This is a genomic window from Cryobacterium sandaracinum, from assembly GCF_004403415.1.
In the GTDB taxonomy this organism is placed as follows: Bacteria; Actinomycetota; Actinomycetes; order Actinomycetales; family Microbacteriaceae; genus Cryobacterium; species Cryobacterium sandaracinum.
On the sequence record NZ_SOGO01000042.1, the window covers coordinates 103,204 to 122,615 of the forward strand.

General features: G+C 61.3%; 20 protein-coding genes and 3 pseudogenes. 15 read left to right on the forward strand and 8 right to left on the reverse strand.

Annotated elements, in window-relative coordinates:
- The first annotated feature begins 28 nt into the window (after nucleotides 1–28).
- The 7 genes from E3T25_RS15715 (at nucleotide 29) to E3T25_RS15745 (ending at nucleotide 6,469) form a co-directional block, all read left to right on the forward strand.
- Nucleotides 29–532, forward strand: a complete 504-nt coding sequence (locus tag E3T25_RS15715; RefSeq protein WP_104100662.1) for a single-stranded DNA-binding protein — start codon at nucleotides 29–31, stop codon at nucleotides 530–532.
- 56 nt (nucleotides 533–588) lie between these two features.
- Entirely contained in the window at nucleotides 589–852 is a 264-nt protein-coding gene (gene rpsR, locus E3T25_RS15720) for a 30S ribosomal protein S18 (protein WP_035835236.1), read from the forward strand.
- An 8-nt stretch (nucleotides 853–860) separates the two neighbouring features.
- The gene (gene rplI, locus E3T25_RS15725; protein WP_104100663.1) at nucleotides 861–1,310 is read left to right on the forward strand and encodes a 50S ribosomal protein L9; all 450 of its coding nucleotides are present in this window, start codon (nucleotides 861–863) and stop codon (nucleotides 1,308–1,310) included.
- Between the two features lie 443 nt (nucleotides 1,311–1,753).
- Nucleotides 1,754–3,145, forward strand: a complete 1,392-nt coding sequence (gene dnaB / locus E3T25_RS15730; RefSeq protein WP_104100664.1) for a replicative DNA helicase — start codon at nucleotides 1,754–1,756, stop codon at nucleotides 3,143–3,145.
- 299 nt (nucleotides 3,146–3,444) lie between these two features.
- On the forward strand, nucleotides 3,445–3,816 hold the full coding sequence (locus tag E3T25_RS15735) for a hypothetical protein (protein ID WP_134375293.1): 372 nt from the start codon (nucleotides 3,445–3,447) through the stop codon (nucleotides 3,814–3,816).
- Nucleotides 3,809–4,135, forward strand: a complete 327-nt coding sequence (locus tag E3T25_RS15740; RefSeq protein WP_134375295.1) for a DUF7882 family protein — start codon at nucleotides 3,809–3,811, stop codon at nucleotides 4,133–4,135. Before E3T25_RS15735 ends, E3T25_RS15740 begins: the two co-directional genes overlap by 8 nt.
- 249 nt (nucleotides 4,136–4,384) lie before the next feature.
- On the forward strand, nucleotides 4,385–6,469 hold the full coding sequence (locus E3T25_RS15745) for a fructose-specific PTS transporter subunit EIIC (RefSeq protein WP_134375297.1): 2,085 nt from the start codon (nucleotides 4,385–4,387) through the stop codon (nucleotides 6,467–6,469).
- 204 nt (nucleotides 6,470–6,673) lie between these two features.
- Here the strand turns inward: E3T25_RS15745 and E3T25_RS15750 are convergent, their stop codons facing one another.
- The gene (locus tag E3T25_RS15750; protein ID WP_134375299.1) at nucleotides 6,674–7,360 is read right to left on the reverse strand and encodes a hypothetical protein; all 687 of its coding nucleotides are present in this window, start codon (nucleotides 7,358–7,360) and stop codon (nucleotides 6,674–6,676) included.
- Nucleotides 7,361–7,646: 286 nt separating this feature from the next.
- Here E3T25_RS15750 and E3T25_RS15755 point away from each other — a divergent pair.
- A pseudogene (locus E3T25_RS15755) lies at nucleotides 7,647–8,837 on the forward strand (IS30 family transposase).
- Nucleotides 8,838–9,329: 492 nt separating this feature from the next.
- Here E3T25_RS15755 and istB read toward each other — a convergent pair.
- Both istB and E3T25_RS15765 read right to left on the reverse strand, forming a co-directional pair.
- Nucleotides 9,330–10,061, reverse strand: a complete 732-nt coding sequence (istB, locus tag E3T25_RS15760) for an IS21-like element helper ATPase IstB (RefSeq protein ID WP_134375301.1) — start codon at nucleotides 10,059–10,061, stop codon at nucleotides 9,330–9,332.
- The gene (locus tag E3T25_RS15765) at nucleotides 10,058–11,299 is read right to left on the reverse strand and encodes a Mu transposase domain-containing protein (protein ID WP_134375303.1); all 1,242 of its coding nucleotides are present in this window, start codon (nucleotides 11,297–11,299) and stop codon (nucleotides 10,058–10,060) included. The genes istB and E3T25_RS15765 overlap by 4 nt, the downstream gene beginning before the upstream one ends.
- Between E3T25_RS15765 and E3T25_RS15770 the strand changes: the two genes are divergently transcribed.
- Nucleotides 11,292–11,630, forward strand: coding sequence for a hypothetical protein (locus E3T25_RS15770; RefSeq protein ID WP_134375305.1), 339 nt, complete (start codon nucleotides 11,292–11,294; stop codon nucleotides 11,628–11,630). The two genes, E3T25_RS15765 and E3T25_RS15770, sit on opposite strands and share 8 nt — an antisense overlap.
- A gap of 154 nt (nucleotides 11,631–11,784) precedes the next feature.
- On the opposite strand, the gene E3T25_RS17725 is transcribed toward E3T25_RS15770, so the two are convergent.
- The 4 genes and pseudogenes from E3T25_RS17725 to E3T25_RS15785 form a co-directional block, all read right to left on the reverse strand.
- Nucleotides 11,785–11,973 (reverse strand): helix-turn-helix domain-containing protein, encoded by a 189-nt coding sequence (locus E3T25_RS17725; protein WP_255453082.1) that lies wholly within the window; start codon nucleotides 11,971–11,973, stop codon nucleotides 11,785–11,787.
- Nucleotides 11,971–12,354: pseudogene (locus tag E3T25_RS17730) on the reverse strand (recombinase family protein); the annotation flags it as partial. The pseudogene E3T25_RS17730 and the gene E3T25_RS17725, both read right to left, overlap by 3 nt.
- A 275-nt stretch (nucleotides 12,355–12,629) precedes the next feature.
- The gene (locus tag E3T25_RS15780; protein WP_338145487.1) at nucleotides 12,630–13,628 is read right to left on the reverse strand and encodes an acyltransferase family protein; all 999 of its coding nucleotides are present in this window, start codon (nucleotides 13,626–13,628) and stop codon (nucleotides 12,630–12,632) included.
- 218 nt (nucleotides 13,629–13,846) lie between these two features.
- Nucleotides 13,847–14,281, reverse strand: coding sequence for a YkvA family protein (locus tag E3T25_RS15785; RefSeq protein WP_174843959.1), 435 nt, complete (start codon nucleotides 14,279–14,281; stop codon nucleotides 13,847–13,849).
- Between the two features lie 377 nt (nucleotides 14,282–14,658).
- Between E3T25_RS15785 and E3T25_RS17820 the strand changes: the two genes are divergently transcribed.
- From E3T25_RS17820 to E3T25_RS15805, 4 genes are all read left to right on the forward strand, one after another.
- Complete coding sequence (locus E3T25_RS17820) at nucleotides 14,659–14,733, forward strand: hypothetical protein (RefSeq protein ID WP_338145491.1); 75 nt, start codon at nucleotides 14,659–14,661, stop codon at nucleotides 14,731–14,733.
- A gap of 90 nt (nucleotides 14,734–14,823) precedes the next feature.
- The gene (locus tag E3T25_RS15795) at nucleotides 14,824–15,300 is read left to right on the forward strand and encodes a glycosyltransferase (protein ID WP_134375309.1); all 477 of its coding nucleotides are present in this window, start codon (nucleotides 14,824–14,826) and stop codon (nucleotides 15,298–15,300) included.
- Nucleotides 15,297–15,869, forward strand: coding sequence for a GtrA family protein (locus E3T25_RS15800; protein WP_134375311.1), 573 nt, complete (start codon nucleotides 15,297–15,299; stop codon nucleotides 15,867–15,869). Before E3T25_RS15795 ends, E3T25_RS15800 begins: the two co-directional genes overlap by 4 nt.
- Nucleotides 15,870–15,956: 87 nt before the next feature.
- Nucleotides 15,957–16,355: an ester cyclase gene (locus E3T25_RS15805; RefSeq protein ID WP_198411506.1), complete on the forward strand. Its 399-nt coding sequence runs from the start codon at nucleotides 15,957–15,959 to the stop codon at nucleotides 16,353–16,355.
- A gap of 271 nt (nucleotides 16,356–16,626) precedes the next feature.
- Here the strand turns inward: E3T25_RS15805 and E3T25_RS15810 are convergent, their stop codons facing one another.
- Entirely contained in the window at nucleotides 16,627–16,887 is a 261-nt protein-coding gene (locus tag E3T25_RS15810) for a hypothetical protein (RefSeq protein WP_134375313.1), read from the reverse strand.
- 432 nt (nucleotides 16,888–17,319) lie between these two features.
- On the opposite strand from E3T25_RS15810, the gene E3T25_RS15815 reads away from it, so the two are divergent.
- Together E3T25_RS15815 and E3T25_RS15820 are read left to right on the forward strand one after the other, a co-directional pair.
- Nucleotides 17,320–17,622, forward strand: a complete 303-nt coding sequence (locus tag E3T25_RS15815; protein WP_478213432.1) for a recombinase family protein — start codon at nucleotides 17,320–17,322, stop codon at nucleotides 17,620–17,622.
- A pseudogene (locus E3T25_RS15820) lies at nucleotides 17,567–17,956 on the forward strand (transposase); the annotation flags it as partial. The gene E3T25_RS15815 and the pseudogene E3T25_RS15820, both read left to right, overlap by 56 nt.
- Nucleotides 17,957–19,412: the final 1,456 nt, after the last annotated feature.

Genomic DNA, 19,412 nt, shown 5'->3' on the forward strand with positions numbered 1-19,412 from the left:
CGCCGACAAGGCAAGCGACAAGTAGCCCGTGGCCGGCGAGACCGTAATTACCGTGGTGGGCAACCTGACCAGCGACCCGGAGCTGCGGTACACGCAGAACGGGCTGGCGGTTGCCAACTTCACCATCGCATCCACTCCGCGCAATTTCGATCGCGCGACCAGTGAGTGGAAAGATGGCGAGTCGCTCTTCCTGCGCGCGAGCGTTTGGCGTGAATTCGCCGAGCACGTAGCTGGTTCACTGACCAAGGGTACCCGTGTCATCGCTTCCGGGCGTCTCAAGCAGCGTTCGTATGAGACGAAGGAAGGCGAGAAGCGAACGAGCATGGAGCTCGAGATCGATGAAATCGGTCCTTCGCTGAAATACGCCACCGCTCAGCTCACTCGCGCGCAGTCATCGTCTTCTCCTCGAGGCGGTGGCTCACCTGCCGTTGCCTCGAACGACGAGCCCTGGGCTGCCAGCGCCCCCGCCGCGAACACCGGTGGAGATGTCTGGAACACTCCGGGAAACTTCAGCGACGAGACACCCTTCTAAGCCGAGCCCTACAGGCTGTTGGCTGAAAAACACTTCTTTGAGAAAGTAAGGAAATCATGGCTGGAAAGTCGAGCGGCGACCGCCGCAAGCCGCTCCGCGGTGCTAAGGGTGGCAAGAATGCCGCTCCCGCGAAGTCGATCCGGGTTGGTGTCATCGATTACAAAGATGTCCCCACCCTCCGCAAGTTCATCTCCGAGCGTGGAAAGATCCGCGCCCGTCGTATCACCGGTGTTTCCGTTCAGGAGCAGCGTCTTATCGCCCGCGCCGTCAAGAACGCTCGCGAAATGGCGCTGCTGCCCTACGCCGGTTCAGGCAGGTAGGACACCTCATGTCAAAAATCATTCTGACGCACGAGGTCTCCGGCCTCGGTGCACCCGGTGACATCGTCGAGGTCAAGAACGGGTACGCCCGCAACTACCTCTACCCGCAGGGATTTGCTGTTTCCTGGACTCGCGGTGGCGAGAAGCAGATTCAGCAGATCAAGGCCGCTCGCGTAGCCCGCGAGCACGCCACCCTCGAAGAGGCGCAGGCTCTCAAGGCTGCACTCGAGAACGCCAAGGTCAAGCTGGTCGTCAAGGCCGGCGAAGGCGGACGCCTTTTCGGCTCCGTCAAGACCACGGATGTTGCGGATGCAGTTGCCGCAGCGGGTCTCGGTGCCCTCGACAGGCGCAAAATCGAGCTCAGCCCGATCAAGATGACGGGTGAACACCAGGCAACGGTTCGTCTTCGTGACGAGCTGAGTGCGACCATCACACTGCTGGTGGTAGCTGCCAAGTAAGCTCTACAGCTTTACACCCGTGTGGCGGTGGGTTCCGAAAGGAACCCACCGCCACACCTGTTTAAGCGATGCCACACACCCAATCGGGGGTGATTTTAGTCCCAAAACATGAGGCGCTGTACACAGGTTTTCTCACAGCTCGACAAGATTCAACACGTACTTTAGACAGGTTTTCTACACGACACTGTGAATTAAATTAATACCTGATCAAACTGTATTTATCCGACAAAAAACTTAAGTTGTCCACAGTTGATTCCACAGGTTGTGCACAAGACACGCGGCGTTTCGCCCAGATTGCCCACAGGCTTATCCACAGGGCGGTTTGTTCTCTGCCGAGCCGGGTCCGTATGGTGGGCACGCGACCGCAATCGAGGTGTGCACAGTGCCCGGCAGCGATGTCGGTGGGCCCTGATAGAACTGCACCACGAGTAAAGGAGGCACGAGTGTCGATCTCTCACTTGGGTCTGGCGGACAAACGCGGGGCAGACTCACGCGGCGGACTGGAAGCCCGGCACACCGAGCGCACGCTCCCGCACGATCTCCTGGCCGAGCAGAGCGCGCTCGGCGGCATGATGCTGAGCAAGGATGCCGTCGCCGACGTCGTCGAGACCGTGCGCGCCGCAGACTTTTACATCCCCAAGCACGAGATCATCTTCGACGCGATCCTGTCGCTCTACGCGCAGGGCGAGCCGACCGACGTTATCGCCGTCACCGACGAGCTCACCAAGCTCGGCGAGCTGTCCCGGGCCGGCGGCGCGGACTACCTGCACACGCTCACGAGCCTCGTGCCGACCGCGGCCAACGCCGGTTTCTACTCTTCGATCGTCGCCGAACGCGCTCTCCTCCGGCGCCTCGTCGAGGTCGGCACCCGCATCGCCCAGATGGGTTACTCCGGTGAGGGCGAGGTGCTGGATCTGGTCAATACCGCCCAGGCCGAGGTCTATGCCGTCACGGGTGGCAGCGAAACCGAAGACTATGTGCCGCTGACCGACGCGGTCACAGCCGCGATCGAGGAGATCGAGGCTGCCAAGCTCAAAGACGGTCAGATGACCGGTGTTCCCACCGGCTTCGCCGATATGGACGAGCTCACCAACGGCTTCCATCCCGGCCAGCTGATCATCGTGGCGGCGCGTCCGGCGCTGGGTAAGTCCACGCTCGCCCTCGACTTCGCCCGGGCAGCCTCCATCAAGCACGACATGCCCAGCATTTTCTTCTCCCTGGAAATGGGCCGCAGCGAAATCGCGATGCGTCTGCTCGCGGCCGAAGCATCCGTGCCCTTGCAGAGCATGCGCAAGGGCGCCGTCGACGCGCGCGACTGGACCACCATTGCCGCCACCCGCGGTCGCATCAACGACGCCCCGCTCTACATCGACGACAGCCCCAACATGACCCTGGTCGAGATCCGGGCCAAGTGCCGCCGGCTGAAGCAACGGGTCGGCCTCAAAATGGTCATCATCGACTACCTGCAGCTGATGACGTCGGGCAAGAAAGTCGAGTCGCGCCAGCAGGAGGTCAGTGAGTTCTCCCGTGCGCTCAAGTTGATGGCCAAGGAGCTACAGGTTCCCGTTATTGCCCTCTCCCAGCTCAACCGTGGTCCCGAACAGCGCGCGGACAAGATGCCGGCCATCTCAGACCTGCGCGAGTCCGGTTCGCTCGAGCAGGACGCCGACATGGTCATCCTGCTGCACCGCGAGAGCGCGTACGAGAAGGACAATCCGCGCGCCGGCGAGGCGGACCTGATCGTCGCCAAGCACCGTAACGGCCCCACGCGCACCGTCACGGTCGCGTTCCACGGCCACTACTCCCGCTTCGCCGATATGGTGCCGGGCGCCTGACACCCTTTAGGTTCCTGATCTACATGTCATAATCCTGATCTTGTTGTCCATCGCTTGTCAGTGATGACAACTAGCAAACCTCGAAAGTCGAAACAGCTTGGCGTGACTCGCCCACCGCGTCAGTCAGTAGCGGCCCTGTGGATGGACTGGAGCGCCGCACGGCTTCAACCTTCACTCGCGGGAATCGCCAGGGCCCGCCGGCGTCGGGGCAGCCTTTCGCGAGGCCAGCCTTCTCCCGCTGGCCTGCGCCGGTGGACCATCGGCGTGCGCGGGGCACAACAATCAGCTAGCATCACCGCATGAAGCGCATAACATATATCGGCGGCTCCATTGTCACGAGCAACAGCATCACATCAGCGCTTCTCGACTACGTCACCTCAGTGGCCGATAGCGACAATAGTGTGGCTGTGGATGTCACCGTGCTCGACGAGAACGACGAGACATCCGTGCACACGCTAACTCTCAGCCCAACCAGTCAATTCGACGTCGTCGATGTCGACGTCGAAGGGATGACGGAGGAAGATGAGGCGACGCGTTTCCCGTTACCTGAAATGCCGATGATCGGAATTACCGGCACCGTCGAAACCACAGGCGACGCTGGTCGGACGGCCAAGGACTTTAACCTTGTCGCTAACGAAATCGACAACGGACTTGGGAGCATTCATGGGTAAATTTATCTACGGGACTCCGTCGATCTCCGTCGATTTCGACGACCGGGTGCTCGCTCACCTCAAGATCGTCATTTTGTCCAAGGTACGCCGAGGGGAAAGTTTCACGTTTTCGTGGGAATACTCGGCGGCATCAGGACACGGTCACAGCACCATTTGGATCCACCCAACGATTCCGCTTCAATTCGACTTTTTCGGCAATAAGGAACCTCTCCTAAACCGTGCTTGGGTCGAGGAATTGGTGCGTCTGTCAAACACACCAGGCGGCCTGCGGGTAACGCCGGAACCGGCCGAGTTGGAGACGCCCGCACGCGATCGATAATTGCCTGACTACTCCACCCTGGCTCCCGGCGTGAAGCCTGCCAGCGGGGTCAGGGCCAATGGATGCGTGACGTCGTGTCGATGGCCCGGATTGCGACGGACGCACTCGCCCTCAGGGGCTCCATCAGGTCAAAGGGCTAGGGCACGCACCCACTTTCGTGGCAGTGATAAACTCGGCTAAATTTATGAACTTGGGCTGTGGTGTCCGCGGAAGTTCCGGTCGGCCTCGCCCCGGAAGGACGGCTTAGCCATGTCCCAACCTCTCTTCGAAGCGAGCACGGTGCCACCGAGACTCTTGATTCTCGGGATCACCGCCTGCCCCACGGGCATAGCGCACACCTACATGGCGGCCGAGAAGCTCGAGAGCGCAGCGGCTGAGTTGGGCTACGAGATGAAGGTCGAGACGCACGGCTCGGTCGGCGTCGAAGGCACCTTCAGCCAGGACGACATCGACCGTTCGGACGCAATCGTGATCGCGGCCGACACCAAGATCGATGCCTCGCGCTTCGTGGGCAAGCGGATCGTCTCCGTCGGGGTCGCCGACGGCATTCACCGCCCCGCCGCCCTGATCCGGGACGCCCTCGCCGCCGAGCCGTCCACCGTCGGCGACAGTTCCAGCCGGGACGCCACGCCCTCGAACAGCGGCAAGGCCGACTTCGGAAGCACCCTGTACCGCGCACTGATGAACGGCGTGTCGTACATGATCCCGTTCGTTGTGGTCGGCGGGCTCCTGATCGCCATCTCGCTCTCCTTCGGCGGCGAGGCGACCCCGAATGGGCTCGTCATCCCGGAGGGCAGTTTCTGGCTGACGCTCAACCAGATCGGCGGACTCGGTTTCACCCTGATGGTGCCGATCCTCTCTGGCTTCATCGCCTACGCCATCGCCGACCGGCCCGGGCTCGCACCGGGCATGATCTGTGGCTGGATCGCCACGACCGGGGCCTTCTACAATTCCGAATCAGGCGCCGGCTTTATTGGCGGCATCATCACCGGTTTCCTGGTCGGCTTCGTCGCCCTCGGCATCAAGAAAATTCCCGTACACCGCTTTATCAAGCCGATCATGCCGATCCTCGTGATCCCCGTGCTCACCACCGTGATCGTCGGCGGCGCCTTCGTGCTCGCCCTCGGCCAGCCGATCAGCTGGGTCTTCTCCAGCATGACCACGTTCCTCACCGGCCTGCAGGGTGGCAGCGCGATCGTGCTTGGCCTGATTCTCGGCGCCATGGTCGCCTTCGACATGGGCGGCCCGATCAACAAGACCGCATTCCTCTTTGGTGGAGCATTGATCGCGGAGGGGAACTCAGCCCCGATGGGCATGGTCGCCGCCGCGATCGCCGTCCCGCCGCTCGGGATGGGCTTGGCCACCCTGATCCGCGGCCGCTACTTTTCCAAACCAGAGCGTGAAGCCGGCATCGCCGCACTGTTCCTGGGATTCTTCGGCATCACCGAGGGCGCGATTCCGCTCGCCGCGGCCAAGCCGCTGCAGGTCATCCCGGCGAACATGATCGGTGGCGCCATGGCCGGAGGCATTGCCGCCCTGTTCGGGGTCACCAACTCCGTACCGCACGGTGGCCCAATCGTCGCCGTCTTCGGTGCGGTCTCCGGGGTGCCGATGTACTTCGCGGCCTTGCTCACCGGCGCCGTCGTCACCGCCCTCGTTTCGGTGCTGCTGCTCGGCATTTCCGCGCGCAAGTCGACCCGCCACGCTGCAGCGACGGGTGCGGCCACGGGCACCGCCGCCGGGGCTTCCGGTCCTGTCCCCGCGCCCACGGGCCCATCGGACGCGGATGCCGGCACGGTCGGCTCGGTCGCGTCCGAGTCCGAATCGTCGCCTATGCCCCCGGCGAAGAAGACGGTGCTCGACTATATCGACGAACGCACGATCGTGCTCGACGTCGACGAGACCGACCGGGATGCGATGATCAGCACCCTCGCCGGCCTGATGAGCAAGACCGGCCGCGTCACCGACGAGACCCTGGTGACCCAGGCCGCCCTCGCCCGCGAGAAGCACGGCACGACGGGCATCGGCGACGGCATCGCGATCCCCCACGCAAAGTCGGACGGTGTAACCGCCCCGGTACTCGCCTTCGCCCGCAGCACGCAAGGCATCGACTGGAACTCAGCCGACGGCTCCAAGGCCACGCTGATCTTCATGATCGCCGTCCCGGAGGCGGAGGCCGGAACCGAGCACCTGAAGGTACTCGCCCAGCTATCCCGCGCCCTGATAAAGCCCACCTTCCGCGACGCCCTCCAGGCCGCCACGACCCCCGCGCACGTACTCGAGGCGCTGGCCCTGCAAGTCGGCGCGAAGACGGTCGCACCCGACGCGTTCTAGGAGCCTGCCGATGGTACGCATCGGCAAACCCGAGCGCTTAGTCTCCAGCAGACCAGAAACGCCGCGGCTTCGGGTCGAAAACTCAACGATTTCGGCCTGCCAGGTTGGGTGTCACGAAGGAACGTCTAGCGGGGCACTGGCTGATGTTTTCGTTTACCGAATTTGTTGTCGGGAACCGCGACTGATTCAGGTCGCTGCGGTCGGTCAGGCGATGCTCGTATAGCGGGAGCAGGCATCGAGCACCTTGTTGGCATCATGAGTTCCTGCGCGATTGATGCCTTGCGGACCGAAAATCGGAAACGGTAGATCTAGCCGGCGCCCATCGACAGTCTGAAAAATGCGGAGGGCCAGAACCGCGACGCTGATATTTCCTATTTCGACCATGTGTCGGCCGGGATGGGCGTAATCAATGTCGTTCCAGGGCAGGGCCATTCGAGGGACATCGGTTCGTCCGCGACCCCAAAGCTCGATTCCTTTCGGTCCGAGCGTGACCACGAAGTGCTGGCGCAGTCGCGGTCGGTCGGTCCCAATCGTCTTCAGGGCGTCGATGAGTGCCGGGGTGCGCTGCGTCATGAAGACAAAGGCGTCGGGTCGAACCGCCTTTGCCGCTCGCAACTTGGCGCGCTGGAATACGGCGGTGCCCAAGAAAATCAGGGCGACAAGCACTTCAAGCCCCACCAGCCCGATCCGGCCTGTTTGTTGGAACGACATTCGATCGGCGAACTGGCCATCTGCGCCAACCAACAGGTCGCTGAGGACCACGGCGATGAACCCGATCGCGATGATTGCAAGGCCCCAGATCCCGATCTTCATTGGCAGCGAGGTGGGCACGTCGACGAACCGCACGGCATTGCCGAGCGACGACGTGTTGACTACCGCTCCAGAGGTCATGAGCCGAGCCTACCCATGGGGTGACCCGGAGCGGTAGCAACAACAGGGGTCGGAAATCACACGCCGTTAGGGCTGGTGATGCGGTCATGACGCGGCAGCATTGCTGCTCACCAAGGTGATGAGGGCAGCGGTGAGATTGCGTCCGGCAACCCTTGAGACACTAGGCACCGCCCAATTCGCCAAATGCAGTCAGATTCATGTGTGGGGTGTCTCGTAACCTCGGTGTGTCGAAACAGGCGAGTTCAGGTGGTGAGAGCAACACCCTGAGTTCTGTGGGGTGTTGTCGATGGCTCGACCGTGGTCGCCTTTGAGCGTCCGTTTGTCGTTTTGGGATGGGCTGGACGCGGGGCTATCGGTGGCCGTCGCGGCGCAGGCTGCTGGGGTGTCGCGACCGACTGGGTATCGTTGGTTAAGCCAGCATCAGAAGGTGCTGCCATCACCGGTTCAGGATTTCGGTGTTGCCCGTGCCGGACTCTTATCGTTGCGAGAGCGCGAAGAGATCGGATTCCAGCTCGCCCGCGGTCAAGGGGTGCGCCGCATCGCCGCGGCTCTGGGCCGGGTGCCATCAACGATCAGCCGGGAGGTGGCCAGAAACAAGGTCACTGGCCGCTACGTGCCGTCGCTCGCGCAGGAGCAAACCTGGGCGCGGGCTCGGCGGCCAAGAGCCCGGAAGCTGGACGGGTTAGCGTTACGGGAACAGGTCACCACGATGCTCACCGATCGGTTCAGCCCGGAACAGGTCGCGGGCCGACTGAAAGTCGAGCATCCGGAGAATCTGGAGATGCAGGTGTCACACGAGACGATCTACCAGGCCCTCTACGTGCAGGGCCGCGGATCGTTGCGCTTGGAAGTTGCCACCGCGTTGCGGTCGGGGCGTGTCACACGGCGGCCGCAGCGGCCGGAGGGTCCGCGGCCGCAGAGATTCCGGGAGATGGTGATGGTCTCTGACCGCCCGCTGGAGATCGAGGACCGCGCCGTTCCTGGGCATTGGGAGGGCGACCTGATCATCGGCTCGACCTCGTCGAAGTCCGCGATCGGAACACTCGTCGAACGGACCACGGGATACGTGATGCTGCTGCATCTGCCCGGGGATCACACCGCTCGCACGGTGGCCGACGCGATGATCGTCGCGATGAATACCCTCCCGGAACAGCTGCGCCGTTCGACCACCTGGGATCAGTGAGCGGAGATGTCTCGACACCAGGAAATCACGATGGCGACCGGGATGCCGATCTATTTCTGCGCTCCGCACTCGCCCTGGCAGCGTGGCAGCAACGAGAACACCAACGGGCTCTTGCGCGAGTACTTTCCGAAGGGTACAGACCTGTCCTTTCACGGGCCCGGGATACTGGAAAACGTTGCCGCGGAGCTCAACCGCCGGCCCCGCAAACGCCATGGCTACCGAACGCCCGCAGAGGTCCTCGCCACGCTAATCTCGAACCCAACAAATCAAACCGGTGTTGCAGACACCACTTGAATCCGCCACACATGAGATGTAAGACGACTCGAAGCCCGATAATGCGACATCGAGCTTCACAGGGCGCCGCCATTTATCTCCAAACTCCACAGAAACCCTGCCAGATAGGGTTCAAGCTCGATCTTCTTGGCACTGACACGCAAGGGTCTCAGACCCTGCTCATTAAGGATTCGTCACCCCTCCGCCCGGCGTGAGCGCTACTTGGATAGTTCGAGGCCGTGTTTGGCAATTACGGCCTCCGCTTGCTCTTTGTAATCAACCCGCATGAAGCGCCTCGAGAAGGCCCATTTGATCCACGGCTCCTGACTGTCGTGAAAACTCGCGTGTGCCGCGAACTCGCGTCGAACTCGCTGATGTCACTGCCAGCTGCGCGGAGGTGATCGCCGTTGGGCCGTTCAGACTCCAGCTCTGACCAAACTAAGCCAGCTGTTAACGCCGACTGAAAACAGGGCCACTTCTGCCAACTGAAAACAGGGCCACTCTCGTGTGGTTCTAGTGTGCCGTAGTCACGGCGGGTTGGTGTTGCTTGAGCCGGTAGCTGTTGCCTTTGAGGCTGATCGCGGAGGCGATGGTGAGGTCGCCGAACACGTCGCCCCAGCGGGCGAAGGGCAGGTTGCTCGTCATGATCAGCGAGGCGTGTTCGTAGCGGGATGACACGAGCTGGAAGAACAGGTTCGCGGCGTCCTGGTCGAATGGGATGTAGCCGACCTCATCGACGATCAGCAGGCTGTAGCGGCGCAGCCTGATGAGTTCGGCGGCGAGTTTGCCCCGCGAGTGGGCCTCTTGGAGTCGAGTCACCCAGCCCGTCGCGGTGTCGAAGAGGACCCGGTGGCCGGCCTTGGCGGCCTTGATCCCGATGCCGACGGCGAGGTGTGTTTTCCCGGTTCCGGGTGGCCCGAGGAGGACGACGTTCTTCGCTTCGGTGAGGAACACGCTCGTGCCGAGGTGCGCGATCAGGTTTCGGTTGGCGGAGGGTTGGTGGTCGAAGTTGAAGTCCTCGAGGGTCTTGTGACCGGGAAACCGGGCGGCCTTGATCCGCAGCGCGGCCCCGGAGGCTTCGCGTTCGGAGACCTCTTTGGAGAGCACTGCGGAGAGGTATTCCTCGTGGGACCAGCCCGCGTCGCGGGCCTGATCGCCCAGGCGCCGGAACGCTTCACTGATCCGTGGTGCCCGCAGCGCGCGGGCGTAGTACTCGATCTGCGAGGCCGCTTCTGAGCCGGTCATGACGCGACCGCCAACACGGTCGGTGCGGCGTCGATGTCAACGCTGAAGAGCTCGTCGTAGCGGTCCAGTGAGGCCATTTCGACGACGGCCGTGACCGTGGGCCGGCGGGCGCGTTGGGCTTGGAACTGGGCGCGCAGCTCGGCCGCGCGGAGGACATGTGCCGGGTCGGTGACGGTCAGTTGCCGAGCCCATTTCCGGCGATGCTCGGCGATGAGGACCCCGTCGTGGTGGACGGTCACGCGCTCCAGGCTCGCTGCCACGTCAACGACCCGGCCGATCATGGCTGGGTCGACGGAGTAGTCGTTGCTGAACGCGCGAACGTAGTAATCCCTTGGGAGCCGGACGCTGTTGCGGAACATCACCTCCGGCGCCATCGGCGGCAGGCCGCGCATCGCCGCCCGGTCGAGGCGGACCAGGTCACCGGGTCGCCCTCGTCGCGACCTCGAGAGACGGTTGTTCGCGATGGGCAGCCAGCCAGCCAACTGCTGGTTGAAGTCGTCGGGAGAGATGAAGGCGCGACCCGACATGAATCGGCTGCGGAAGAAGCGATTCATCCGCTCCACCATGCCCTTGGACTCAGGATCGCGGGCCTTGAGCAGCTTGATTTGCGTGCCGAGGGTGCCGGCGAACGCGGCGGCCGGCTCGGTGAGTTTCCCGCGCCCGATGCCGGTCTCGTTGTCCCAGGTCAAACGGGCGGGAACGGCCTCGGCCTCCTGCAGCAACGACCACATCCCACCGAGCAAATCCGGCGTCGTCCTCGAGGGCAACATGCGGGCCTGGATGAATCCGGAGAACGTTGACGTCATCACCAAAACCGGCGGCGCAGCAGCCTGGTCATGGCCCAGCGGCAGGTCTTCGTGCGGGAACCAGAGATCACATTGGACCTGGAACCCGGGCGGGTGCACCAGCCGATCCGCGGGATCCGGCACCGCATACTCCGGCCGCAGCTCGGCGATCTTGGCCCGGAACAGCGACGGAGACCCCGACCAGCCCACCCGCTCAGCAGCGGTCGCGGCCGGCATCGTTGGCGTCGCTGCGAGCAACACCCGCACCTGGCCGGCGAACGCGTCGAAACTCGACCCAGTCGGCTCCCGCTGATACGTCGGCGACCGATCCACGGCCAACGCCCGGTCCACCGTTCCTCGGGACACTCCAACCAGCCGAGCTATCTCCCGCTTCGAATGCTTCCCCGTCGAATGCAGGTGGCGAATCTCTGCCCAATCATCCAATTTGATCACCTTCCATGATGGTTGGTGGCCCTATTTTCAGTTGGCGTTTCTGGCCCTGTTTTCAGTTGGCGTTAACACCAGCAAAGTAGGCCACGAAGAAGCTCGCCGCTCCCACCTGCCAGGAATGTCTGGCTATGAATTGCGAGGGCAACCGCGCTGTCGCGTCGAAAAGCGCGTCGACCGCTGGCGCGAGCCTTTCAATTTGGCGTCGTTTCACCGCGCTCGTGTTTGGGTGATGAGTTATGTATTCGTCGGGAAGCAATGCCGGAGCGAGCATCGCTGCCTTCTGAAATGCGAAGATGACCTCATCGATCTGCTGGCGATCACGGATGAGCCGTGATTTTTTGGCCTCCAATCGGGCGTAGCAAAGTACTCTACGACGAGAGTCGTGAGGAGAGCGACGAGCACGGGAACGTCGATTTTGCTGAAGGCGTCGGCTATTTCATTCGGGATCATGGGCAAATCTTTTGCATCAGGTTCGTCGATCTTGCGTTCTACTCGTCTGCACCTGGAGCAGGGTCAGCCCGTCGTGGAGGCAGAATGCGGTACAGGCTCGATTTCGTGATGCCGGTCTTAGAAACAATGTCGGGGATTGTGTGCCCCGCGTTGCGGAGGTGATCAGCGTAGGCGAGTTTTGTGGGATCCACGACGCTGGGGCGCCCGATGCGCCGGCCCTTGCTCATCGCAACTGCACGGGCATGGGCGGCACGTTCGAGCGAATAGATGCGCTCCATCTGTCCGAATAAGGCGAGCATGACTACGACTAGCTGCGACATCGAATCATCCGGATTGGCGGAGTCGACCCGAATCGGATCGGCTAGGTTTCGTTCCCCGACGCCACGTTCGCGCAGGTCGTGGATCATGTTTAGCGTGTCTCGAACAGTTCGGCCGAGACGGTCCAGGGTGTGCACCACGATTACATCGCCGTATCGAGCGACTTTGAGAGCCGCCGTTAGCCCCGGTCGGTTTGTCGTCGAGCCTGATTTCTTGTCGACGTAGACCTGATCGGCGGGGATCCCGACGGCGCCGAGCGCGTCGAGCTGCCGGTCGAGGTCTTGCTTGGCAGTCGAGACGCGAGTTTAGCCAATATCCACAGCGGCCGTACCGGAAGTCGTTTTTGTACGAGAGAAACGAAAGACCTTTTCGAACCTTACTTTTGGAACGAATTTCCACAGCGTGTCGAAATTCTAAACTCCGCCGTAGGAGGCGTTCCACTTTCAAGGATATGGAACGGTTCGGCTTCGAGGTTTTACGTTCAGTTCGGCACTCGGATTGAAAGTCGTTGCGGCGTCCGCGGCGCAGCGTTCCGAGCTCGCATGTTTACGCCATTCTCCTCTGGTCAGTGTGCGGGCTTGAGGCCGGTGACAGCGCGGCTATGGGGGAGGCGCAGCAACAGCAGTCCCACCGGCCAAGCGATTCCGATCGTGAGCAGGTAGACCACGGGTTTCGGTAGACCCAATGAGTGGAGGCCTGTGACCACCGCAGGGTGGATAAAGAGCACCGTTAATGACGCCCGGGCAAGTTGAGTGACCACTCGCGAGAGCTGGCCAATGCCGTCGACTCGGCTCTTTCGTCTGACACTGGGTTTGGCATCCTCCCCAACAGAATCGCCGCCCAGCAGACCCTCTGTAATGAGAATGAAGCCGAAGGAAAGTGCGACGGCCACCACTATGCTCACGACCGGGGTACCCACATCGAGACGCTTCAAATCAAGCGGCTGCGACCATCCCAGAACGATGAGGGTAAAGGAAACCGCAAGCAACACGACACCAGTGACAATCGGGTGCCGCACCATACCCCGGGCCCGCCGCATCGAACGCCCGGCAACGATGAAGATGATGCACGCAAGGGCGAGCCCCAGGCTCAACGGCAGGAATCGTGCAGGATGTCCCGGGATGTACGCCGCCGCGATGAAAAGTATCGCGGCGATGGCCCACTGCCCGGGTAGCGGCAACCGTGACACAGGCCAATAGATGACAGCGGCGAAGAACAACGCTGTCACAAACCACATCGCCCAAAAGGGCCCATCGGTCGCGAACTGGCCGCCCCAGAGAAGGTGCGCGAGCCTGATCGGATCGAAGCCGCCCTCCACACTTTCGGTCCCTAAGGTGACCGTTCCAAGCAGCACGAGCCAGACCGCGTAGGGGATGAGGAGGGACCTGACCCGGTTCCTAACCTCCCGGTTGAACGACCGACCGACCTTCCAGAGATAACCGGAGAGCAAAAAAAAGATCGGTACATGCCAACTGTAAAGAAATGGTCGTGCTGGACCCTCTACCCAGATGTGGCCGGCCACGATTGCGAGCATTGCGAACACGCGCACAGCGTCGAGGGACACGGAGCGGCCTCCGTGGAAGCCAGCACGGACGCGCGCTCCCGTCGATAGGAATTTTTTCTCGTTGGTCCCACCGTCGTCTTGCCCGCTACTGCTAATAAATCTTCCTCCCAATATTCACTGGCAAGTCGTCATCGTTAAACCATGGACGAGGACATAGGTGATGTCCAACAAACTGTCCAGCGCAACTATCGGTGCGGATGCATCGTACCTTCGGCGCCTCAAACCCCATGATGATCAGATGCCTCCCCTTGGTGCAGGCCAGCTAGTCGCAGTACCGCGGCTAGTCCTTCCGGCGCACCAGGCCAGTGGCGTTTGATCGCGACGCTACCTGCTTGTTGGGTCGCGAACTGCAGCGCGATCGCGACAATAAGGGCGCCGTCAGCATATCCCAGAACCGGGATGAAGTCAGGGATCACATCAATGGGAAATAGAAGGTGAAAGAGAAGAATGTGGAGCCATATTCGCACGCCCATGGACACTGAATGATCGCTCGCGAGCCGCCGAAGGAGATGCGAGGTATCGGGCACGAGCCGCAACAAATCCTTGAGCGATGCACCTCTTAGGTGACGCGTGGATTCAATCCAGAGGAAAAGCACGAGCGCGAGCCAGAAGAGTGCGCGGCTTCCCAGGGCGCTAGCGCGAACTGCCACCATTCAGTCATCATTCACGCCCCCCGTGACGAAAACCACGAGCGTCTTAGCGTTCGTCGCAGCAAAGTATTCCAACTCCAATCGCATTCCAACCGACTATCACCCACTTCCTCGTCGGCCTTGGCGGTTATTGCTGTGAACCGAGATGGGGTCCACCAGTTGTACCGACTCAAGTGTGTCCCACTCGGTGCTGCTTGGCGTTTGTCGAGCCGACCGCTGGGGAGCCCGCCCTTGACACGGGCGTCGATGGCTCTCTCGCTTTCTTCTCACGGTGGTGTCAATAGCGTCAGTTTTATGACAAAGATGGCAATAACTATCAGGGGCCTGTTGCGGTCCTTCGGTTCCCTTCGGCGTTAGCCGACCTCGCTCTCGAGGTGCCGATGGGAGAAGTATTCGGGTTGCTCGGGCACAACGGGGCGGGCAAGACCACGTCGGACTGGCGTAGCTCGCGATAATCATCACCGCCCACCGGCTTTACCTCGCCTCCCGCCAGCGGCGAACAAGAACGCTCGCCTCGCCCCGGACAGGAACGGAATGACCCGCTGATGGCCGTTTCGATCGTGATACCCACCTACAATGTGGCACCGAGCATCGCTGAGCTCGCCGCACGGATTAGTGACGCCACAGCCAATTACGACGCGGAAATCATCTTCGTCTCTTCGGATGACACACCGCAGGTAATAGTTCACGTCGGCAACACCGCCCGCCTCCCCGTCCGCATCATCCACCGAAGTACACCCACCGGCGGCTTAGCGGGTGCGGTCCTCGAGGGCATTGCCGCCAGCGACGGGAAGGGGTGCATCGTGATGGACGGCGATCTGCGGCACCCTCCCGAGATGATTCCGATTCTGCTAGCCGCAGCTGCTAGCGAACACGAAGATGTGGTTGTCGCCTCCCGGAACCTTGACGACGGTTCATCCGGCGGGCTCGCAGCCGCATCCCGCCATATCGTCTCCACCGCAGCAAACCTCCTGGCACGCGCAATGCTCCCGTCAGGCCGCAGAACTGCACCGACCCGATGACAGGCTTTTTCGCCGTACACCGCGCCACCATAGATATATCAGCGTTGCAGCCACGAGGATTCAAAATACTGCTCGAGATTCTGGCCCGCAATACGGTCACCGTGGTGGAGGAACCGTTCGTTTTCGACGAACGACAAGCCGGTTTATCCAGAGCCGACTTCCAGCAAGGGGTCCGCGTCGTCACGCAACTTGCCGCACTCCGCTTCGGTCACCTTTCCGGCTTCGTCAACATCGGCGCAGCTGGCGCGGTAACGAACCTGCTCATCATGGCAGGACTGCAGGCTCTCGGCGTGTGGTACATCGCTGCTGCAATCATCTCTGCAGCCGTCACAATCGTCGGCAATTTCCTCCTCCAAGAGCGATTCGACTTCCGAGACCTCCGAGAACCTGCCGCATCCGGATGTATCCGATTTGCCCGATCCTTCGCCTTCAACGGCGTCGAGGCGACGGTTCGCACCGCTGTGCTCTGGGCCGTCGTCGAGACAACGACACTGCCAGGAATTGCAATGCAGGCCGTCCTCATCGGCATCGGATTCATGCTCAGATTCTTTCACCACTCCCAACGTTGAACGTCAACGGCGGTATGGTCACCTCGTGGCCCACACAAACCCATCCATGATTAATTCTGGGAAGAGAGCGAACACATGAGTCAAGAAGTGAATATTGCTGCACAGCAGAAGTTTGGTGACGCCGTGAACAGCGGAGAACTCGACCTTCTCAATGACCTCGTGGCCGAAGACGCAGTCGACAACGACCCGGCCCCGGGCCAGGGCCCGGGCCACGCAGGCTACAAAGCATTCTTCGGCGAGATGATTGCCGCTTTCCCCGACCTGCACATCGAAGTCGAGCGCCTCGTCGCGAACGACACCGACGTCGCATTCGCGTACACTCTCACCGGCACCCACCAGGGCCCTCTCATGGGCCACCCGGCTAGCGGGAAAACGATGTCTGTTCGTGGCATGCAAATCAGCCGGTTCGAGAACGGGAAACTTGTCGAGCGTTGGGGTAGCAGCGACGAACAGGGCATGCTCCAACAACTCGGCCTGGCACCGTAACCTGCGATAACTGGCGTGCCTAATCAGAAGGAGTAGGGCGGAGGACGCTTATTTGACTATGGTTTATGACGCGAGACGGCCTTGATCGCGCACTGGGCACGCAGGCAGAACTGTACTGGTGTGCCTGGTAGCGCCTCCGATCCGTCAACGCTGGCGCGTAGGTAGGGGTGGCTCGTAAATTCGTTGCCGCTACCAACATTGCGCGTATCGTTTTGCCGCGCGTTTTGTTGGTCTTATGAGGACGAGCTGACCTAGCGGATCTTACGGGTAATCAGCTGACGGAGGCTTCTGCGGCGCTGCGAGATGACGGCCCAGGCAGTGGACACAACACGATGGATTTTGTTGTACCCGCCAGTTCGTTGAGTGCGGCGGCGTGGCTCCAAAGGAAGATCCATATTTTGACCATGGCTGTGTCGGCCGACGACGGCATTGCAAACTTGTACATGCAGATTGCATAGGTTTCGGTGACGGAGGCGTCATACAAGGAGCCGAAGGCGAGCGCGTCACCGGCGGCTACTTGTTCGAGAAGCAAATGGTCGCCGGCACCGTCACGGGGGGACGCGGCTCCGTCTCGGCGGTGGCCATGGTGCGGTCCCGGACGCTCGAATGACGAGTGTAGACAAGGCACTCCCTGGATGTGGTGAGTGAATCCGCTGACAGGGCCTAGAGCAACGCAAAAAATCTATGTGACCCAAATGGGGTGTGTCAAGCCGGTTGATGACTCAGAAATCGGTCACAAATAACTGCCGAAACAACGCCCTTGACCATTGAGACTCACAGGCCTCGGTTTCAGCATCTGCAGGATATTAGTAATTCTCGTCAATTTGGCTTGCGCGCTGATCCTTTGCAACACGTGAAATGCCTGGCAGATTATGTGACAAATTTCGGGTTTCTGGGCGATACGCACGTGATGTCACGTAATCGAACGTTTAGATGACAGGGGTCGAGCATGCACGTCGGATGCATGCGCGTGTCAAAAGCTGATGGTTCGCAGAGCACTGATCTACAACGAGACGCACTCCTGGCTGCCGGCGTCCCTGCAGGGGATGTCTACGAGGACCGGGTATCCGGCAAGAAGGACGGACGGCCACACCTGGCGGCCTGCCTGAAGGCGCTGCGTCATGGTGACACGCTCCTGGTTCGGAAGGTGGACCGGCTCGGCCGAGACCACGATCATCCCGACCTCGGGCCCGGGGCGGCAATCGACACCACCACTGACCGTGCGGGTCGTGGACTACACGATCGACGACGGACGCGACAACCCTGACGCCTACCGGCTGCTGACCACGATCCTTGATCCGGCCGAGGCCTCCGCGGAAGAACTCGCGACCGTGTACTCCGAACGGTGGGAGATCGAGTCCATGTCCGACGAGCTGAAGACTCATCAACGCGGTCCGCGCATGGTGATGCGGTCCAAATTCCCCGACCTGGTCAAGCAGGAAATCTGGGGGCACCTCTGTTGCCACTACGCGATCCGCACCCTCATGGTCGAGGCCGCCCAGCATGCTCACCGCGACCCTGACCGGGTCTCCCTCATCGCCGCACTCCGCATCGCCCGCCGTTCCGTGACTCAGGGCGCTTTTTTCCCCCCCGCACCCTGACTACGCCAAAGCGGTCTGGCGCCATGCGGTACGCGCCCTGATCCGACGGCTGAACCCCGCGCGACGACGGCGTTCAAACCCTCGCGTCATCAAACGCAAGGTCTCAAAACGGCCCGCCAAACGCTTCCACCACGCGCACTGGCCACAACCCCTCCACGAGCCAGAAATCACCACTCAAACGCTTAACTGAACGGTATTGGGCTTGATACTCGAACCACCGGCCGTCGGCTTCAGAGATCCGAAATAACGCCCTTCGAATTGGCACCGTAACCTCGCAGCGAGGGAAGTTTTCACGGTGAGTGCTTTCGTCGCAGAGACCGCCGCCGGGAACACTCTTACCCGGATTGCACAGGACGCCGGATTCGGAAGAACCACGCTTTCTCGGCAATTTAAGGAACATGGAATCCAGCCACCTCCTTGTGGTCGTCGCCCGAAAGACATTTCACGGGAGTTTCCCGTGCGGCACTACGTCGACCAGGGTGAGTCCGCCCGGGAAATTGCAGCGATCCTCGGGATGAGCCCGAGTGCTGTCCTCCGTAGACTCCTCGGGAAGGCATCCAAACGCGTCCAAGAGGCGGCGCGAGGCTCATACCAGTTCAACTTCGTGCTTCGGACTCACGGGTGGACTCGCCTTCCGCCGAAAAGTTGGTCGTGACACGCCCCACTCTCGATTCTGGCATCGAGAGACGACGCATTTCGTAGCAGGCATGGAGCGTCCAAGCGCTAACGATGCAGCGGGTCTAGCTTCTTACAAGTTTCTGCTGCAGTGGATGTTGCATTAGTCGGTGTGCCGACTGGCGGCTGTGGAACGGTCACGATGGATCGAGTTGTGTGTCCTTCCGGATCCTTCTTGGCGCGAGCTCTCCGACACAACAAGATGATTGAGTTGACAACCACCGTGCCCAGGCCAATGACATAGCCAGGGATCCACCAGGCGCTCGACCGGTCCTCCGATCCCGGTGAAGTTGACGCAGCCGCGATGAAGCTCGCGCCCAGTGAAACGAACATCAGAGTTCCACCGGCCGTTAGCACGCCAACTTGAATCCGGTCAGCAGTTAATGTCCATGAAGAAGATGCTTTGACATAGTTTCTGATCAGCTGCGATCTCACTTCGCTGAGGACGCTTGGTCTGGACCAGAGAGCTTCTCAATCGCAGACGTGAGTCGTTCAATTCGACCTAGACCGACGTTCGGCATGAAGGCGCCACTGACTGAGACGCCTATCGCGACGGCGGCTGTGATTGAAGCCACGATGCTCGGAATTTCCTCAACTGCTGACATGCCATAAGGGTATTGCCGGGTGATCTCACCCCTTGACCACCTGCAGGACAAGGTTGAGACACGGTCGAGGATAGTGACAGGTAGACGGGGATTGGCGCGGTGACAGGTGCACAGAATTCGCCGTGATTTCGGCAGTAGCCAATGACAACTGAGTCAGGAACCTACACACCCGCCGC

What these genes read in the sequence shown, in the direction of transcription:
- E3T25_RS15795 (WP_134375309.1), top strand. Translation starts at nt 14,824, where the DNA reads ATGGCCGTTTCGATCGTGATACCCACCTACAATGTGGCACCGAGCATC.
- rplI (WP_104100663.1), top strand. Translation starts at nt 861, where the DNA reads ATGTCAAAAATCATTCTGACGCACGAGGTCTCCGGCCTCGGTGCACCC.
- E3T25_RS17725 (WP_255453082.1), bottom strand. Translation starts at nt 11,973, where the DNA reads ATGAGCAAGGGCCGGCGCATCGGGCGCCCCAGCGTCGTGGATCCCACA.
- E3T25_RS15750 (WP_134375299.1), bottom strand. Translation starts at nt 7,360, where the DNA reads ATGACCTCTGGAGCGGTAGTCAACACGTCGTCGCTCGGCAATGCCGTG.
- rpsR (WP_035835236.1), top strand. Translation starts at nt 589, where the DNA reads ATGGCTGGAAAGTCGAGCGGCGACCGCCGCAAGCCGCTCCGCGGTGCT.
- E3T25_RS15735 (WP_134375293.1), top strand. Translation starts at nt 3,445, where the DNA reads ATGAAGCGCATAACATATATCGGCGGCTCCATTGTCACGAGCAACAGC.
- E3T25_RS15800 (WP_134375311.1), top strand. Translation starts at nt 15,297, where the DNA reads ATGACAGGCTTTTTCGCCGTACACCGCGCCACCATAGATATATCAGCG.
- E3T25_RS15785 (WP_174843959.1), bottom strand. Translation starts at nt 14,281, where the DNA reads ATGGTGGCAGTTCGCGCTAGCGCCCTGGGAAGCCGCGCACTCTTCTGG.
- E3T25_RS15740 (WP_134375295.1), top strand. Translation starts at nt 3,809, where the DNA reads ATGGGTAAATTTATCTACGGGACTCCGTCGATCTCCGTCGATTTCGAC.
- istB (WP_134375301.1), bottom strand. Translation starts at nt 10,061, where the DNA reads ATGACCGGCTCAGAAGCGGCCTCGCAGATCGAGTACTACGCCCGCGCG.
- E3T25_RS15745 (WP_134375297.1), top strand. Translation starts at nt 4,385, where the DNA reads ATGTCCCAACCTCTCTTCGAAGCGAGCACGGTGCCACCGAGACTCTTG.
- E3T25_RS15815 (WP_478213432.1), top strand. Translation starts at nt 17,320, where the DNA reads ATGCGCGTGTCAAAAGCTGATGGTTCGCAGAGCACTGATCTACAACGA.